Consider the following 15,412-nt stretch of genomic DNA (forward strand, 5'->3'; position numbering starts at 1 on the left):
ACACTTTTTGACATGCGCAAGAAATCCACCACCCCCAACCGCGGTTTTCGCGTTGCCGACCAGATCCAGCGCGATCTGACGGAGCTGATCGCGCGCGAACTGAAAGATCCGCGGGTCGGGATGGTGACCGTCCAGGCCGTCGAGGTGACGGCCGACTACGCGCATGCCAAAGTGTTTTTCAGCGTGCTCGTCGGCGACCCGAAGGAGTGCGAGGAAGCGCTTAACCAGGCCGCGGGCTTCCTGCGCAACGGCCTGTTCAAGCGCCTGATGACGCACACTGTGCCGACTCTGCATTTCCATTTCGACCGCACGACCGAACGCGCGGCCGACATGAACGCCTTGATTGCCAAGGCGGTCTCTTCCCGCGCCCAAGACGACTGAGTTCGCGCCGTTCCCCTTGATGACAGGTTCAGGGACAACGGCGCCAACGAAGCGCCCGGTTTGTCCCGTGCGCTGAGCCTGTCGGAATTTATGACGCAAACTTCTTCTCATCGCCAAAAGATCCAGCGACGTCCCGTGCACGGCGTGCTGCTGCTCGACAAGCCGCTGGGCCTGTCGAGCAATCAGGCCTTGCAGAAGGCCAAATGGCTGCTGCGCGCCGACAAGGCCGGCCACACCGGCACGCTGGACCCATTGGCCACCGGCGTGCTGCCGCTGTGCTTTGGTGCCGCCACCAAGTTCAGCCAGATCCAGCTCGATGCCAACAAGACCTATGAGGCCGTGCTGCTGCTGGGCGCCAAAACCAGCACCGCGGACGCCGAAGGCGACGTGATCGAAACCCGCCCCGTGCCCGAGATCACGCCGGCCCTGTTGCAAGACCTGACGGCGCGCTTCACCGGCCCGCTGGCGCAGGTGCCGCCCATGTACTCGGCGCTCAAGAAAGACGGCAAGGCGCTGTACGAATACGCCCGCAAGGGCCAGGAAGTCGAGCGCGAAGCCCGCCACATCACCATCTTCAAGCTGGAAATGGCCGTGGTCCATGACGCGCGCGCACCGGCCGCCATCAAGATCACCGTGAGCTGCAGCAAGGGCACCTACATCCGCACGCTGGGCGAAGACATCGGCGAGGCGATCGGCTGCGGCGCGTACCTGGGTTCGCTCAGGCGGCTGGAGACCGGCGGCTACACCACGCAGCAGTGCGTGAGCCTGCCGGCCCTGGAAGCCATGACCGAGCCCGAGCGCGAAGCCTGCCTGCTGCCGCCGCAGACCCTGGTGGCGGCGTATCCGTCTGTCACATTGGATGCCGACAATGCAGGGCGGTTTTTAAGCGGCCTGCGCCGCCGCGGCCAACCCGGCCAGTGGGGCGCCGATGCGCCGCTGGTGCAGGTCTACGGTCCCGCGGCGGATGCCGGGCAGGGCGGCGAGGCGCCGGCCTTCCTGGGCTCGGCCCATATCACGGCCGACGAATTGATTCCGCAGCGCCTGCTGAGCCCGGTCGAGATCCAGGACATCCTGGCGGCCGCACAGAGTTCCGGTCATGCCGCGCCCGTGGGTGCGGCGGCCCTTGTTCATCATTAACAGTTTTTGCCAGTTTTGACGTTTTAAAGTTCCCAGAAAGCCAACCATGAGCCACAAACAGATCCGCAATATCGCCATCATCGCCCACGTTGACCATGGCAAAACCACCATGGTCGATCAGCTGCTGCGCCAGTCCGGCACCTTCGCCGAGCACGAAAAAGTGGTCGACACCGTGATGGACAACAACGCCATCGAAAAAGAACGCGGCATCACCATCCTGGCCAAGAACTGCGCCGTGACCTGGGAAGGCACGCACATCAACATCGTCGACACCCCGGGCCACGCCGACTTCGGCGGTGAAGTGGAGCGCGCGCTGTCCATGGTCGACGGCGTGGTGCTGCTGATCGACGCGCAGGAAGGCCCCATGCCCCAAACGCGCTTCGTGACCAAGAAGGCGCTGGCCCTGGGCCTCAAGCCCATCGTGGTGGTCAACAAGGTCGACAAACCCGGCGCCAATCCCGACAAGGTGGTCAACGCCGCCTTCGACCTGTTCGACAAGCTGGGCGCAACCGACGAACAACTGGACTTCCCGGTGGTCTATGCCTCCGGCATCAACGGCTGGTCCTCGCTCGAGGAAGGCCCTCCCAACGAACAGTGGGGCCCCGACATGTCGGCCCTGTTCAACACCATCCTCAAGCACGTCCCGTCCCAGAACGGCGACCCGGCGGCACCGCTCCAACTGCAGATCTCCGCGCTCGACTTCTCGACCTTCGTCGGCCGCATCGGCGTGGGCCGCATCAGCCAGGGCACCATCAAGCCCATGATGGACGTGGTGGTCATGGAAGGCCCGGACGGCAAGGCCGTCAAAGGCCGCGTCAACCAGGTCCTGACCTTCCAGGGCCTGGAGCGCGTGCAGGCCACCGAAGCCGGCCCCGGCGAGATCGTGCTGATCAACGGCATTACCGACATCGGCATCGGCGTGACCATCACCGACCCGACCAACCCGGCACCGCTGCCCATGCTCAAAGTGGACGAGCCGACGCTGACCATGAACTTCTGCGTCAACACCAGCCCGCTGGCCGGCCGTGAAGGCAAGTTCGTCACCAGCCGCCAGATCTGGGACCGCCTGCAGAAAGAGCTGCAGCACAACGTGGCCCTGCGCGTCAAGGAAACCGACGAAGAAGGTATTTTTGAAGTCATGGGCCGCGGCGAACTGCACCTGACCATCCTGCTGGAAAACATGCGCCGCGAAGGCTATGAACTGGCCGTCTCCAAGCCACGCGTGGTGTTCAAGGAGGTCAACGGTGAAAAGCACGAGCCTATCGAGCTGGTCACCGCCGACATCGAAGACCAGCACCAGGGCGGCGTCATGCAAGCACTGGGCGAGCGCAAAGGCGAACTGGTGAACATGGAGCCGGACGGCCGCGGCCGTGTGCGCCTCGAGTACCGCATCCCGGCGCGCGGCCTGATCGGCTTCACCAACGAGTTCCTGAACCTGACGCGCGGTTCCGGCCTGATCTCCAACATCTTCGACAGCTACGAAGCGCACAAGGGCGAGATCGGCGGCCGCAAGAACGGCGTGCTGATCTCCATGGACGACGGTGAAATCTTCACCTACGCCCTGGGTAAGCTGGACGACCGCGGCCGCATGTTCGTGCGCGCCAACGACCCGGTGTATGAAGGCATGATCGTCGGCATCCACAGCCGCGACAACGACCTGGTGGTCAACGCCACGCGCACCAAGCAACTGACCAACTTCCGCGTCAGCGGCAAGGAAGACGCGATCAAGATCACGCCGCCGATTGAATGCACGCTGGAATACGGCGTGGAATTCATTGAGGACGACGAACTGGTCGAAATCACGCCAAAATCCATCCGCCTGCGCAAGCGCCACCTGAAAGAAAGCGATCGTAAACGCGCTGGCCGTTCTTGAGATAAGGCCACTCCGGCCGCATGATGCGGCAGGAGATTGTCAAAGGCCGCTGCGCGCAAGCTTCAGCGGCCTTTGCTTTTATGTCTGCACAACAGCCTGAATTGATTGCCCATCCCATGAAACTCACGCATTCCCGCGCCGTTTTCCTGATGATTCTTGTGACCATGATGTGGTCGATTGCGGGCGTCGTGACGCGCCACCTGGAGTCGGCCCGCAGCTTTGAGATCACCTTCTGGCGCAGCTTTTTCACGGTGGTGTCGCTGCTGGTCATCCTGCCGTTCTTCCAGGGCCGGGCGGTGTTCACCAAGATACGCAATGGCGGCTCGGCCTTCTGGCTGTCGGGCGTCTGCTGGAGCGTGATGTTCACGGCCTTCATGGTCGCGCTCACGATGACCACCGTGGCCAACGTGCTCGTGACCATGGCACTCAGCCCCTTCATCACGGCCTTGCTGGCCCGCGCCTTCATCGGCCACCGCATTCCCGCGCGGACCTGGCTGGCCATTGCCATGGCGGGCGCCGGCATCGCCTGGATGTACGGCGGGCAGATGGACCTCTCCAGCCACATCGGCGGGACCCTGGTGGCCCTGATGGTGCCGCTGGCCAGCGCCAGCAACTGGACGGTGGTGCAACACAGCCGCGCCCACGGCAAAAATGTCGACCTGGTGCCTGCGGTGCTGCTGGGCGCGGTGATTTCGACGCTGGCCACCTTGCCGCTGTCGCTGCCGTTCTCCGCCACGGCGCATGACATCGGCTTGCTGGCGGTGCTGGGCCTGGTGCAACTGGCCATCCCTTGTGTGTTGTCGGTGATGTGCGCCGGCGTGCTCAAGGCGCCGGAAGTCGCCTTGCTGGCGCTGCTGGAAGTGATTTTCGGGATCCTGCTGGCCTGGTTCGGCGCGGGCGAGGTGCCCGGCGCGAGCGTGCTGACGGGCGGCGCGCTGGTGATAGGCGCGCTGGTGGTCAATGAACTGGTTGGATGGAGGCAGCGGGCATGAGCGATATAAATACGAATACGGAAACCAGGGCCGAGGTGCTGCTGGAGCGGCGCGGCAATGCCGGGCTGATCACGCTGAACCGGCCCAAAGCCCTCAACGCGCTGTCGCTGCCCATGATCCGCGAGCTGTCCGCCGCCTTGCTGGCCTGGCGCGACGACCCGGCGGTCCATGTGGTGGCGATACGCGGCAGCAACAAAAAAGGCCAGCCCGGCACGCCGGAGAGCCTGTTCGGTGGTTTTTGCGCCGGCGGCGACATCCGCTTTTTCCACCAGGCTGCGCTCACGGACGATTCCGCGCTGGAGGACTTCTTCACCGAGGAATACGCCCTCAATCACCTGATCCACACCTACCCCAAGCCTTACATCGCCTTCATGGACGGCGTGGTCATGGGCGGCGGCATGGGAATCAGTCAGGGAGCCCGGGTACGCATCGTCACCGAGCACACCAAGATGGCCATGCCCGAAACCAACATCGGCCTGTTTCCGGATGTCGGTGGCGGTTATTTCCTGGGCCGCTGCCCCGGCCATGCCGGCGAATACCTGGCGCTGACGGGGGAGGTGATCGGCGCGGACGAAGCGCTGGCCTACGGCCTGGCCGACATCAAGGTCGACGCAGCCCGCCTGCCGGCGCTGTGGGAGGCCCTGGGCGCCCAGGCCTTCGGTTCAGCCGCCGCCGCCGAGGCATGGATCGCGGCGCAGTGGACCACGGGCCACACCCAGCCAGTGAAGGCCGACAGCAAGATCGACGGCTATTTTTCGCTGTTGCGCGTCAAACACATCGTCGATGCGCTGGAAGCCTCGCCTGATCCATGGGCGGCCAAAACCGCCGCTACCTTGCGCAAGCGCTCGCCGCTGATGTTGCACGTCACGCTGGAACAGATCCGCCGTGCCCGCGGCATGAGCCTGGCCGACGACCTGCGCATGGAGCGCGACATGGTGCATCACTGCTTTCACCTGCGCCCGGGCGCTGCCAGCGAGACCGTCGAGGGCATACGCGCGCTAGCGGTCGACAAGGACTACAAGCCGCAGTGGAACCCGGCCCGCATTGAAGACGTCAAGCCCGGCATGGCGGATGCTTTTTTCGCCAGCCCCTGGACGCCTGAAACGCATCCCCTGCGTGGCCTCAAGTAAGCAAACCGAGGTTTAGAGCTGCTGGTACACCAGTTGCGCCAGCTTCATCAACTCGTCACGCGAGACGGCGCCGCTCAGCGCGTAGCCGAAGCCTTGATCCACCCAGTAGAACGAGGGCACCGGGCCGTCGCCGCTGTAGCGGAAGGCGGTTTCCCGGGCTGCGTCGGACGGCGGCTTGGGTATCGATGCGGCAGGTGAAGCCGCATCCACGGCACCCAGGTACAAAGTCAGGCGCAAGCCGGCCGCATTCTGGAACATGAACTGCGCGCGGGCCCCGCCGTCACCGGACAGCAGCCTGCCGCCGACCAGCTCATAACCTTCGGCCACCAGCACCGGCACTTTCAGCGGCCGTCCCACGCGTTTGGACAGCCACTGGATCAGATGCTCCTGTTGCGCGGCCGTGACTTCGACAGGATGGCGCACCTCGGGCGAAAACACGGCGTGTGCCAGCGAAGCCTGGTGCACAAAGGATTGCGCCGAACGCACCGAGGCGAGTTGCTGCGGCGCGGGGCCACCAAGCTGCCCATGCGACAGCCAGCCCACGCCAAAAGCCAGCATCACCGCCGCCGCCATGCCGCCCCAGCGCCGCCATTGGTCGACTTGCTGCCTGCCGGCCTGGCCGCGGCGCGCGGCGGCCAGCAAGGCGTCAGGGATGGCTTCATCCATCAGCGGGCGGTGCAGGGTGCGCAGGGCCTCGCGTTGGGCCTTCCAGGCTTGCAGCGTTTCGCGGGCCGCGGCGTCTTTGCCCAGCTGCGCTTCGAGTTCAGCCTGCCGGGTGGGCGGCAGCCAGCCGTCGACCAGGGCGTTGATGCGGTCGTGCAGGAGTTCGCCGTGGGGGGCGTGCGTTGTGTCGTGGATTTTTTCCATGGAGGTCCTGCCTTTACTTCAGGCGCCTGAGCTGGGCCGGTGCGCCGGCGGCCACCGGGGCCGGGCCGTCCATCAATTCGCGCAGGCGGCTGCGCGCGCGCGACAGGCGGGACATGACCGTCCCGACCGGCACGCCGGTGATTTTGGCGACCTCTTCGTAGCTGAGGTCTTCGAGGCTGACCAGCAGCAGCACGGCCCGCTGGTCTTCCGGCAGGCGCAGCAGGCAGCGCTGCAGGTCAAGCGACTGGGCCGTGCCGGCTTCCGGCGCCGCCAGTTCGTTCTCGACCTCCTCGACATTGACCGTGGCGCCCGCGGCCGCCTGCCGCAGGGAGCGGCGAAGCTGGTTGACGAAGATGTTGTGCATCAGCGTGAACAGCCAGGCACGCAGGTCGCTGCCCGCCAGCCACAGCCGCCATCTGGAGCAGGCACGCTCCAGCGTGTCCTGCACCAGGTCGTCGGCCGCCCAGGCGTCGCCCGTCAGCGCGCGCGCATAGCGGCGCAAGCTGGGGATGTGGTCGGTCAGCGGAAAGTGGGTCATGCGTCAGGCAAAGCCTGCTGCCATCGTAGCGGGAGGTGTGGCAGGCGTGCGGCGTCAGGGCTTGACGACGTGCCAGACGGTGCCCACGTTGTCGCCGGTCTTGTCGCCCGGCTTGCTGTCCTTTGCCCAGTAGTACAGCGGCTTGCCCTTCAGGGCCCACTGCTTTTTCCCGTCGTCACGGGTGATGATGGTGTAGTCGCCGGCGACCTTGTCGGTGTCGGCGGCCATCAGCGGAGGCCAGTTGGTGGCGCAGCCGCCGTTGCAGACCGATTTGTCGGCCGTGTCCTTGTCAAACACGTACAAGGTCATGCCGTTGGGGCCGACCAGCACGCCCTCGGCGGCCTTGGCCGGGCTTTGGGCGCTCGCGGAGGCGCAGAGGCCGAGCAGGCCGGCGGTCAACAGGGCAATGGGGAGCAGTTTCATGGGAATCTCCGGTGTGTTCAGGCAAATCAGGCAAAAGCAGCCTGCACTGGAATAAACAGCCGTGGTGGGCGGTTTATTCCATGGCACCGGAAATTCTTTTATGACGGGCCCCGAAGGGCCGGCGGTCAGCGGTTGCGGGACTTCATGGCGCGCTCGACCTCGCGCTTGCCTTCGCGGTCCTTGATGGTGTCGCGCTTGTCGTGCTCACCCTTGCCCTTGGCCAGGCCGATCTCGCATTTGACCTTGCCGGCCTTCCAGTGCATGTTCAGCGGCACCAGGGTGAAACCTTTTTGCTCGACCTTGCCGATCAGCCTGCGAATCTCTTCCTTGTGCATCAGCAGTTTTTTGGTGCGTACCGAGTCGGGCCGCACGTGGGTGGAGGCCGTGCCCAGCGGGTTGATTTGGCAGCCGATGATGAACAGCTCGCCGCCGCGCACCACCACATAGCCGTCGGTGAGCTGTACCTTGCCTTCGCGCAGGGATTTCACTTCCCAGCCTTCGAGCACCATACCCGCCTCAAAGCGCTCCTCGATGTGGTAGTTGAAGAGGGCTTTTTTGTTGTCGGCGATGCGCACGGCCGCCGCCGCGGCCTTGGGGGAAAGGTTTGCGGAAGGCGTTGCGGCCGTTTTTTTGGAGGAGGATGCTTCTTTGGTGGCCATGGATAAAAGATAGGGGCGAAAACTGGAAAGTACAGTGCCAATACAATTGCGCCCAGCCCTCGATTGTATGAAAACCGTTCACAAGTCCGTTTTAATCTGGTACAGCGCCGCCGAGATGTACGCCCTGGTCACCGACGTCGCCCGCTATCCCGAGTTTTTGCCGTGGTGCGACCAGGCCTCGGTGCTGGAAGAAAACGCGCACGGCATGACGGCCAAAGTGGGCCTCTCCATCGCAGGGCTTTCGCAAAGTTTCACCACCCGCAACGTCCATGAAAAAGACCGCAAGGTCAGCCTGAAGCTGGTCGACGGGCCGTTTTCAAAGCTGGATGGCCACTGGGATTTCACGCCGGTCGGTAAAGGCAGCGAAAGGGCGTGCAAGGTCGAGTTCAGCCTGCGTTATGACTTCGACAATGCCGCGCTGGCGGCGCTGGTCGGCCCCGTGTTCGACAAGATCGCGGGCAGCCTGGTCGATGCTTTTGTCAAAAGAGCGTCGGACGTCTATGGCGAGCCCTGAGGGCGGCGCGCCGCTCAAAATCAGCCTGGTTTATTCACCCGCGCCGCGGCAGGTGCGCGAATGGTCACTGGAACTTCCGGCCGGCGCGACGGTGGCCCGGGCGCTGGCGGCCAGCGGGGTGCTCGATGAATTCACGGAGTTGCGGGGCGGCCGCCTGGTCCTGGGCATCTGGGGCCGCAAAACCACGCCGGGACACGTGCTGCGGGACCAGGACCGGATTGAAATTTATCGCGGCCTGCGTGTGGACCCCAAGGTGGCGCGCCGCGAGCGCTTCAACCGGCAGGGCGCCAAGAGTGCCGGGCTGTTTGCCAAAACCCGGGCCGGCGCCAAGGCCGGATACTAGACGATGAGGGAAGGGCGGGCCGCTGTCCCGTCGCCTTCCTCTTTACTGCGGACTCTTAACTGCAGTCGCTGGCCACAATACCCTGGATGCGATTGACTTCCGCCGCCCTGGCCTTGTCATCCATGTAATCGCGCTCACCCTTGGCATTGGTGTAGGGGACCCGTTGGCCTGACTGGAAGCCGGCCAGCGATTTTTTCGCCCGTTCGCAATTTTCTGCCTTGGCCTTGGCGACTTTTTCCTGGTCGGCCTGCTTTTTGGCGGCTTCTTCGTCTTCCGCCTGCTTTTTCTTGGCTTCGAGCTGCGCGTCCTTGCCGGTCAGCTTGGGGGCATTGGCGGCGGTTTTGGTCGCCGCTGCAGAGGCCGCCCCAGCGGGAGCGGCGGCCGGGTCGTCAACGGGCGTCACCGCGACGGATTTCCCCCTGGCTCCGCGCGGCATCTTCAGGATGTTTTTTTCGGGGATGTCGGCCGGCGGCGAGCGGTCGCTGTAGACCTTGCGGCCGTCTTTGTCTATCCATTGCCACTGCGCCAGGGCGGTGACTGAAAAAGCGCCGCCGGCGATGGCCAGTATGAGTGTTCTTGAGACGAGTTTGAGGTCCATTTCGCCAGTGTAGCGCTGTGTGGCGCGGTTTTCGGCGTATTCGGAAGCAAAGCGCCGGCAAAGCTGCCTTTTTACAACCTGGGCGCAACGGCGGCCAAACCGCACCGGAAGGTGGCTAGGGGTTAGTACCGACGGGTCTTTGCGACAAGGGTACAATCGTGTTTTTGGAGCCATCCCTATGCGCCTACTCGGCAAAGCGCTCACCTTCGACGACGTATTGTTGGTGCCAGCGTTCTCCCAGGTCCTGCCCAAGGACACTTCACTTTCCACCCAATTCTCCCGAAACATCCGCCTGAACCTGCCGCTCGTGTCGGCGGCCATGGACACGGTCACCGAAGCCCGGCTGGCCATCGCCATCGCCCAGGAAGGCGGCATAGGCATCGTTCACAAAAACCTCACGGCCCAGCAGCAGGCCGCTGAAGTCGCCAAGGTCAAGCGCTACGAAAGCGGCGTGTTGCGCGACCCGGTCGTCATCACCCCCACCCACACCGTGCGCCAGGTCATGGCGCTGAGCGAGCAGCTCGGCATCTCCGGCTTCCCGGTCATCGACGGCGGCCGTGTTGTCGGCATCGTCACGGGACGCGACATGCGCTTCGAATCGCGCATGGACGTGCCGGTCAGCACCATCATGACGCCGCGCGAGCGCCTCATCACCATTTCCGAAACCGCCTCGCTGTCCGACGCCAAGGCGCTGCTGAACAAGCACCGCCTCGAGCGCGTGCTGCTGGTCAATGACAACTTCGAGCTCAAGGGCCTGATCACCGTCAAGGACATCACCAAGCAGACCACTTTCCCGAATGCCGCGCGCGACTCGCACGGCCAGCTGCGCGTGGGCGCCGCCGTCGGCGTAGGTGAGGGTACGGAAGAGCGCGTCGAAGCCCTGGTGAAAGCCGGCGTCGATGCCATCGTCGTCGACACCGCCCACGGCCACAGCAAGGGCGTGCTCGACCGGGTGCGCTGGGTCAAGCAGAACTACCCGCAGGTCGACGTCATCGGCGGCAACATCGCCACCGGCGCGGCCGCGCTGGCGCTGGTGGAAGCCGGCGCCGACGGCGTCAAGGTCGGCATAGGCCCCGGCAGCATCTGCACCACCCGCATCGTCGCCGGCGTCGGCGTGCCGCAGATCATGGCCATCGACAACGTCGCCACCGCGCTGCGCGGCACCGGCGTTCCGCTGATCGGCGACGGCGGCATCCGCTACAGCGGCGACATCGCCAAGGCCATCGCGGCGGGCGCCAACACCGTGATGATGGGCGGCATGTTCGCCGGCACCGAAGAAGCCCCGGGCGAGGTCATCCTGTTTCAGGGCCGCAGCTACAAGAGCTACCGCGGCATGGGCAGCATAGGCGCCATGCAGCAGGGTAGCGCCGACCGCTACTTCCAGGAATCGAGCACCGGCAACCCGAACGCCGACAAGCTGGTGCCCGAAGGCATCGAGGGCCGGGTGCCCTACAAGGGTTCCATGGTCGCCATCGTGTTCCAGATGGCCGGCGGCCTGCGGGCCAGCATGGGCTACTGCGGTTGCCCCACCATTGAGGACATGCGCGACAAGGCCGAGTTCGTCGAAATCACCTCGGCCGGCATTCGCGAAAGCCACGTGCACGACGTGCAGATCACCAAAGAAGCACCCAACTACCGCGCTGATTGAATGTGACCCGGCCGACCAGGGCGTCTTGATAGACGCCCTTTCTTTTTTTGCCTTGAAGAAGCCCCTCATGCAACACCAGAAAATCCTCATCCTCGATTTCGGCTCACAGGTCACTCAGCTGATCGCGCGCCGCGTGCGCGACGCCCACGTCTTCTGCGAAGTCCATCCCTGCGACGTCAGCGACGAATGGATCCGCGAATACGCCAAGGAGGGCACGCTCAAGGGCGTGATCCTCTCCGGCAGCCATGCCAGTATCTACGAGGAAACCACCGACAAGGCGCCGCAAGCCGTCTTTGAGCTGGGCCTGCCCGTGCTGGGCATCTGCTACGGCATGCAGGCCATGGCGCACCAGCTGGGCGGCAAGGTCGAAGGCGGGCACAAGCGCGAATTCGGCTCTGCCGACGTGCGCGCCCGCGGCCACACCGCGCTGCTGAAAGACATCGCCGACTACACCACGCCCGAAGGCCAGGGCATGCTCGACGTCTGGATGAGCCACGGCGACAAGGTCACCGAAATGCCGCCCGGCTTCAAGCTCATGGCGTCCACCGATTCCTGCCCCATCGCCGGCATGGCCGACGAGGAGCGCCGCTTCTACGCGGTGCAGTTCCACCCCGAGGTCACGCACACCAAACAGGGCAATGCCATTCTCAAGCGCTTTGTGCTCGAGATCTGCGGCACGCGCCAGGACTGGGTCATGGGCGACTACATCAGCGAAGCCGTCGAAAAGATCCGCCAGCAGGTCGGCGACGAAGAGGTCATCCTGGGCCTGTCGGGCGGCGTCGATTCATCGGTGGCCGCGGCCCTGATCCATCGCGCCATCGGCGACCAGCTGACCTGCGTCTTCGTCGACCACGGCCTGCTGCGCCTCAACGAAGGCGACATGGTGATGGACATGTTTGTCGGCAAGCTGCATGCCAAAGTAATTCGCGTCGATGCCAGCGACCAGTTCCTCGGCCACCTGGCCGGTGTGAGCGAGCCCGAGGCCAAGCGCAAGATCATCGGCCGCGAGTTCGTCGAGGTATTCAAGGCCGAAGCCGCCCGCCTCAAGGCCGGCGATGGCGGCCATAAGGGCGCCAAATGGCTGGCCCAGGGCACGATTTACCCCGACGTCATCGAGTCCGGCGGTGCCAAGAGCAAAAAAGCCGTCACCATCAAGAGCCACCACAACGTGGGCGGCTTGCCCGAACAGTTGGGCCTGAAGCTGCTCGAACCCCTGCGCGAGCTGTTCAAGGACGAAGTCCGCGAACTGGGCGTGGCGCTTGGCCTGCCGCACGACATGGTCTACCGCCATCCCTTCCCGGGCCCCGGCCTGGGCGTGCGCATCCTCGGCGAAGTCAAAAAGGAATACGCCGACCTGTTGCGCCGCGCCGATGCGATCTTCATCGAGGAGTTGCGCAACTTCAAGGACGCTGCCACCGGCAAGACCTGGTACGAACTCACCAGCCAGGCCTTCACCGTGTTCCTGCCGGTCAAAAGCGTGGGCGTGATGGGCGACGGCCGCACTTACGACTACGTGGTGGCCCTGCGCGCCGTGCAAACCAGCGACTTCATGACGGCCGACTGGGCCGAACTGCCCTACGCGCTGCTCAAAAAGGTCTCAGGCCGCATCATCAACGAAGTGCGCGGCATCAACCGCGTCACCTACGATGTCAGCAGCAAGCCGCCGGCGACCATCGAGTGGGAGTGAGGCGAGCCTCGTGGAGCAATCCAGTCTTTTTGGTGATCCTTCGCCTCCCAGGTTAAAAAGACCCGCGGCGCCCCGCACGGGGCGCTGTCGCCTATTTTTTGCGCTTTTCCCAAGCGAGGCAGCCATCGAGCAAATACTTGAGCTCGGAACTGGCTTGAAAGGCCAGTTCGCGCTGACCGGCAAACTGCATGCGCCCAATCGCCTGCACCTAACTCTTGATCATCTGGGTGACTTCGAGAGCATGCCGTACGACGCCGTCAAGGCGGCATGCGAAGCCGCAAGCGGGTTTCAAGCGCGCTCGAGCCGGTTTTCAGTGCAGCTGGATCGGGTTGTGAGTTTCGGGCGCCACGCTGAAAAACGACCGCTGGTACTCAGGGATTCCGGTGAGGCCAACCTGATGTTGAAAGCGTTTCGAATCAACCTATGGGACGCCCTCGCCGCAAAAGATGTACCGGGCGGCCCACGCAGTTCATTTACCCCACATGTCACTTTGTTGTACGACGCCCAAGTAGTGTCCGAACACACCGTTAACGCAGTCACCTGGGAAGCGCATGAATTTGTGTTGCTGCACAGCGCCATGCAGGAAACGCGCTATGAAACCCTGGGGCGCTGGCCGTTGCCAGTGCGGCCGGCGTAACACCCTCATGAGTCGAACATGCCGCCTTGCCGGTCCAGCGGCTCCAGCGGCTCCAGCGACAGCGTTTCTTCGGGCATCAGCCTTTCGGTAAGCCGGCGCGCGTCGAAGGGCGCTCGCACTTTCTGGTCGTTGTCGAAATAACAGAACACCTCGCGGCTGGCCCGCGCCCGTGCAGGCCTGGCGGAGATGCGTTGTGCGTCTTCCGGTTCACCGCCCGAAGCCCAGGTGGCTATGCGCGCCGCCCAACGGTCCAACGCCTTGTCGCTGTAGCGGCCGCCGTAAAGCGTGTCAGGCCCGTGCAGCCGCAGGTAGACAAAATCCGCCGTCAGGTCCTCGGCATAAGGCCAGTCGGCCACCGCCTCGGACACCACCAGCGCGGCGCCGTGGCGGCGCAGCATCTTGACGAAGGACTCTTCGCAAAAGCCCGGGTGGCGGATTTCAATCGCATGCCTGAGCCGGCGCTTGCGGTCGATTTCCAGGCAGGGGTGGTGAACGTGGCTGTCGTGGTGGCGGCGCGCGAACTGCGCGGCGGCCTCGGTGTCGCGCGGCAGCAAGCGCAAAAAGGCCTCGAACACCTCGGGCTTGAAGGGCATGCCGGGCGGAAACTGCCAGAGCAGGGGGCCGAGCTTGCCGCGCAGCTTAAAAATCCCCGAGGCAAGGAAGTTGGCCAGCGCGACCGGCACGCCGTCGCCCTCGAGGCGCAGCATGTGGGTCAGGTAGCGCGGTGCCTTCACGCTGAAGACAAAACCGTCCGGCGTTTCGTCATGCCACCGCTGGTAGCTGCTGGGGCGCTGAAGCGAATAGTGCGAGCCGTTGATCTCGATGGTCTGCATGGCGCGAGAGGCGAACGCGAGTTCATGCGCCTGCACCAGCCCCGGCGGGTAGAACACACCGCGCCAGCCGGCGTATTGCCAGCCTGAGATGCCGATGCGGATCCGGGGATGTTTCATGCCTGTGCTGCGCTTCAATGCCCTGCGGCGAGGCCAGTTTGTGCGCTGTCGGGCCGGCTCCGCTGTAGGCTGGACCCGATTTTCCTTGTCGCGCGAATACCATGGTGCGCGGTGCGGACGGTCTGAAATTCCGGTTTTTGGCCTATGCTTCAGGCCATGTACCTGCCACCCCAATTCAAAGGCGACAGCGCCCAGGCCGCCGCGCTGATCACCGAACACCCCTTCGCCAGCCTGATCAGCGTGGATGACGCGGGCCTGCCTTATGTGACCCATCTGCCGCTGCACCTGGAAGAACGCGGCGAGCAGATGGTGCTGCTGGGCCATGTGGCCAAGCCCAATCCGCACTGGCGCTACCTGCAGGCACGGCCCCAGGCCGTCGTGACCTTCCTCGGGCCGCATGCCTACCTGTCGCCCAAGGTCTACCCCGACCTGGCGCGGGTGCCGACCTGGAATTACGTGGCCGTGCATTGCACCGTGCAGTCCACGCTGGTCGAAGACCCGGTGGCCAAGGACAAGCTGCTCAAAACTCTCATAGGCGACCACGAGCCGCCTTATGCCCAGCAGTGGCGCGACCTGGGCGAGGAGTTTGCCCACAAGATGCTGGCCGGCATCGTGGGCTTTGAGCTGCAGGTGACCGATTTCCAATGCAAGGTCAAAATCAACCAGCACAGGCGCGAGTCGCATACCGCGATGCACGCCATGTACGCCGCTGGCAATGAGGACGAGCGGGCCCTGGCGGCCTGGATGGACCGCCTGGGCATGGCGATGGGCAGCGACACCCCAAAGGAGGCTTGATATGCGCGGTATTTTCAGCATCGTGGGCCTGCTGGTGGCGTTGGCCATCGTGGGCCTGCTGGTCAAAAAACAACTGGGCACCCAGGTCACCGTCCCGGCGGCCCCCGGCATGCCCGCCGTTTCCGCCGACGCGCCGCCGCAGGTGCAGAGCCAGCAAGCCCAGCAGCAGGTCAAGCAGGCCGTGGAGGGCGCCCTGCAGCAGGCGCGTCCCATGCCCGAAGAGAAATAAGGCCGGCGGCA

At 64.4% G+C, this 15,412-nt stretch carries 18 protein-coding genes; 12 read left to right on the top strand and 6 right to left on the bottom strand.

Annotated elements, in window-relative coordinates; all coding sequences use genetic code 11:
- Positions 1 to 12 precede the first annotated feature (12 nt).
- The 5 genes from rbfA to AC1D0O_RS01280 all read left to right on the top strand — a co-directional run bounded on the left by rbfA (position 13) and on the right by AC1D0O_RS01280 (position 5,513).
- Positions 13 to 381 carry a 30S ribosome-binding factor RbfA gene (rbfA, locus tag AC1D0O_RS01260; RefSeq protein WP_436154760.1) on the top strand — a complete coding sequence of 123 codons (369 nt, stop codon included), beginning with the start codon at positions 13 to 15 and terminating at the stop codon, positions 379 to 381.
- Between the two features lie 90 nt (positions 382 to 471).
- The gene (truB, locus tag AC1D0O_RS01265; RefSeq protein ID WP_477651740.1) at positions 472 to 1,518 is read left to right on the top strand and encodes a tRNA pseudouridine(55) synthase TruB; all 1,047 of its coding nucleotides are present in this window, start codon (positions 472 to 474) and stop codon (positions 1,516 to 1,518) included.
- Between the two features lie 46 nt (positions 1,519 to 1,564).
- Entirely contained in the window at positions 1,565 to 3,391 is a 1,827-nt protein-coding gene (typA, locus tag AC1D0O_RS01270) for a translational GTPase TypA (protein ID WP_477651741.1), read from the top strand.
- 116 nt (positions 3,392 to 3,507) lie between these two features.
- Positions 3,508 to 4,383, top strand: a complete 876-nt coding sequence (locus AC1D0O_RS01275; protein WP_477652238.1) for a DMT family transporter — start codon at positions 3,508 to 3,510, stop codon at positions 4,381 to 4,383.
- The gene (locus tag AC1D0O_RS01280) at positions 4,380 to 5,513 is read left to right on the top strand and encodes an enoyl-CoA hydratase/isomerase family protein (protein WP_477651742.1); all 1,134 of its coding nucleotides are present in this window, start codon (positions 4,380 to 4,382) and stop codon (positions 5,511 to 5,513) included. Before AC1D0O_RS01275 ends, AC1D0O_RS01280 begins: the two co-directional genes overlap by 4 nt.
- Before the next feature lie 12 nt (positions 5,514 to 5,525).
- Here AC1D0O_RS01280 and AC1D0O_RS01285 read toward each other — a convergent pair whose 3' ends face one another.
- The 4 genes from AC1D0O_RS01285 to smpB all read right to left on the bottom strand — a co-directional run bounded on the left by AC1D0O_RS01285 (position 5,526) and on the right by smpB (position 8,000).
- Positions 5,526 to 6,380 (bottom strand): anti-sigma factor family protein, encoded by an 855-nt coding sequence (locus tag AC1D0O_RS01285; RefSeq protein WP_477651743.1) that lies wholly within the window; start codon positions 6,378 to 6,380, stop codon positions 5,526 to 5,528.
- 13 nt (positions 6,381 to 6,393) lie between these two features.
- Positions 6,394 to 6,918, bottom strand: a complete 525-nt coding sequence (locus AC1D0O_RS01290; RefSeq protein ID WP_477651744.1) for a sigma-70 family RNA polymerase sigma factor — start codon at positions 6,916 to 6,918, stop codon at positions 6,394 to 6,396.
- A gap of 54 nt (positions 6,919 to 6,972) precedes the next feature.
- Positions 6,973 to 7,341, bottom strand: coding sequence for a COG4315 family predicted lipoprotein (locus AC1D0O_RS01295; RefSeq protein WP_477651745.1), 369 nt, complete (start codon positions 7,339 to 7,341; stop codon positions 6,973 to 6,975).
- Positions 7,342 to 7,466: 125 nt separating this feature from the next.
- A complete protein-coding gene (smpB, locus tag AC1D0O_RS01300) occupies positions 7,467 to 8,000 on the bottom strand; it encodes an SsrA-binding protein SmpB (protein ID WP_411880407.1) in 534 nt (177 codons plus the stop codon).
- 67 nt (positions 8,001 to 8,067) lie between these two features.
- Between smpB and AC1D0O_RS01305 the strand changes: the two genes are divergently transcribed.
- Together AC1D0O_RS01305 and AC1D0O_RS01310 are read left to right on the top strand one after the other, a co-directional pair.
- Positions 8,068 to 8,514 (top strand): type II toxin-antitoxin system RatA family toxin, encoded by a 447-nt coding sequence (locus AC1D0O_RS01305; protein WP_477651746.1) that lies wholly within the window; start codon positions 8,068 to 8,070, stop codon positions 8,512 to 8,514.
- Positions 8,501 to 8,857 carry an RnfH family protein gene (locus tag AC1D0O_RS01310; RefSeq protein ID WP_477651747.1) on the top strand — a complete coding sequence of 119 codons (357 nt, stop codon included), beginning with the start codon at positions 8,501 to 8,503 and terminating at the stop codon, positions 8,855 to 8,857. Before AC1D0O_RS01305 ends, AC1D0O_RS01310 begins: the two co-directional genes overlap by 14 nt.
- A gap of 55 nt (positions 8,858 to 8,912) precedes the next feature.
- Here the strand turns inward: AC1D0O_RS01310 and AC1D0O_RS01315 are convergent, their stop codons facing one another.
- Positions 8,913 to 9,455, bottom strand: coding sequence for a DUF4124 domain-containing protein (locus tag AC1D0O_RS01315; RefSeq protein WP_477651748.1), 543 nt, complete (start codon positions 9,453 to 9,455; stop codon positions 8,913 to 8,915).
- Between the two features lie 178 nt (positions 9,456 to 9,633).
- Here AC1D0O_RS01315 and guaB point away from each other — a divergent pair, with 178 nt between their 5' ends.
- From guaB to thpR, 3 genes are all read left to right on the top strand, one after another.
- A complete protein-coding gene (guaB, locus tag AC1D0O_RS01320) occupies positions 9,634 to 11,103 on the top strand; it encodes an IMP dehydrogenase (RefSeq protein ID WP_413330514.1) in 1,470 nt (489 codons plus the stop codon).
- A 67-nt stretch (positions 11,104 to 11,170) separates the two neighbouring features.
- Positions 11,171 to 12,790, top strand: a complete 1,620-nt coding sequence (gene guaA / locus AC1D0O_RS01325; protein WP_477651749.1) for a glutamine-hydrolyzing GMP synthase — start codon at positions 11,171 to 11,173, stop codon at positions 12,788 to 12,790.
- A complete protein-coding gene (gene thpR, locus AC1D0O_RS01330) occupies positions 12,750 to 13,427 on the top strand; it encodes an RNA 2',3'-cyclic phosphodiesterase (protein ID WP_477651750.1) in 678 nt (225 codons plus the stop codon). Before guaA ends, thpR begins: the two co-directional genes overlap by 41 nt.
- 5 nt (positions 13,428 to 13,432) lie before the next feature.
- Here the strand turns inward: thpR and AC1D0O_RS01335 are convergent, their stop codons facing one another.
- Positions 13,433 to 14,377 carry a DUF72 domain-containing protein gene (locus tag AC1D0O_RS01335; RefSeq protein WP_477651751.1) on the bottom strand — a complete coding sequence of 315 codons (945 nt, stop codon included), beginning with the start codon at positions 14,375 to 14,377 and terminating at the stop codon, positions 13,433 to 13,435.
- Between the two features lie 156 nt (positions 14,378 to 14,533).
- Between AC1D0O_RS01335 and AC1D0O_RS01340 the strand changes: the two genes are divergently transcribed.
- Together AC1D0O_RS01340 and AC1D0O_RS01345 are read left to right on the top strand one after the other, a co-directional pair.
- Positions 14,534 to 15,172, top strand: a complete 639-nt coding sequence (locus tag AC1D0O_RS01340; protein ID WP_477651752.1) for an FMN-binding negative transcriptional regulator — start codon at positions 14,534 to 14,536, stop codon at positions 15,170 to 15,172.
- 1 nt (position 15,173) lies between these two features.
- Complete coding sequence (locus AC1D0O_RS01345) at positions 15,174 to 15,401, top strand: hypothetical protein (RefSeq protein ID WP_477651753.1); 228 nt, start codon at positions 15,174 to 15,176, stop codon at positions 15,399 to 15,401.
- Positions 15,402 to 15,412: the final 11 nt, after the last annotated feature.

The organism is Polaromonas sp. P1_F2, assembly GCF_056405735.1.

Coding starts and splice junctions, on each gene's coding strand:
- AC1D0O_RS01340 (WP_477651752.1), top strand. CDS start 14,534: ATGTACCTGCCACCCCAATTCAAAGGCGACAGCGCCCAGGCCGCCGCG.
- AC1D0O_RS01275 (WP_477652238.1), top strand. CDS start 3,508: ATGAAACTCACGCATTCCCGCGCCGTTTTCCTGATGATTCTTGTGACC.
- guaA (WP_477651749.1), top strand. CDS start 11,171: ATGCAACACCAGAAAATCCTCATCCTCGATTTCGGCTCACAGGTCACT.
- guaB (WP_413330514.1), top strand. CDS start 9,634: ATGCGCCTACTCGGCAAAGCGCTCACCTTCGACGACGTATTGTTGGTG.
- typA (WP_477651741.1), top strand. CDS start 1,565: ATGAGCCACAAACAGATCCGCAATATCGCCATCATCGCCCACGTTGAC.
- AC1D0O_RS01295 (WP_477651745.1), bottom strand. CDS start 7,341: ATGAAACTGCTCCCCATTGCCCTGTTGACCGCCGGCCTGCTCGGCCTC.
- AC1D0O_RS01285 (WP_477651743.1), bottom strand. CDS start 6,380: ATGGAAAAAATCCACGACACAACGCACGCCCCCCACGGCGAACTCCTG.
- AC1D0O_RS01345 (WP_477651753.1), top strand. CDS start 15,174: ATGCGCGGTATTTTCAGCATCGTGGGCCTGCTGGTGGCGTTGGCCATC.
- AC1D0O_RS01335 (WP_477651751.1), bottom strand. CDS start 14,377: ATGAAACATCCCCGGATCCGCATCGGCATCTCAGGCTGGCAATACGCC.
- smpB (WP_411880407.1), bottom strand. CDS start 8,000: ATGGCCACCAAAGAAGCATCCTCCTCCAAAAAAACGGCCGCAACGCCT.
- thpR (WP_477651750.1), top strand. CDS start 12,750: ATGTCAGCAGCAAGCCGCCGGCGACCATCGAGTGGGAGTGAGGCGAGC.
- rbfA (WP_436154760.1), top strand. CDS start 13: ATGCGCAAGAAATCCACCACCCCCAACCGCGGTTTTCGCGTTGCCGAC.
- truB (WP_477651740.1), top strand. CDS start 472: ATGACGCAAACTTCTTCTCATCGCCAAAAGATCCAGCGACGTCCCGTG.
- AC1D0O_RS01305 (WP_477651746.1), top strand. CDS start 8,068: ATGAAAACCGTTCACAAGTCCGTTTTAATCTGGTACAGCGCCGCCGAG.
- AC1D0O_RS01290 (WP_477651744.1), bottom strand. CDS start 6,918: ATGACCCACTTTCCGCTGACCGACCACATCCCCAGCTTGCGCCGCTAT.
- AC1D0O_RS01315 (WP_477651748.1), bottom strand. CDS start 9,455: ATGGACCTCAAACTCGTCTCAAGAACACTCATACTGGCCATCGCCGGC.
- AC1D0O_RS01280 (WP_477651742.1), top strand. CDS start 4,380: ATGAGCGATATAAATACGAATACGGAAACCAGGGCCGAGGTGCTGCTG.
- AC1D0O_RS01310 (WP_477651747.1), top strand. CDS start 8,501: ATGGCGAGCCCTGAGGGCGGCGCGCCGCTCAAAATCAGCCTGGTTTAT.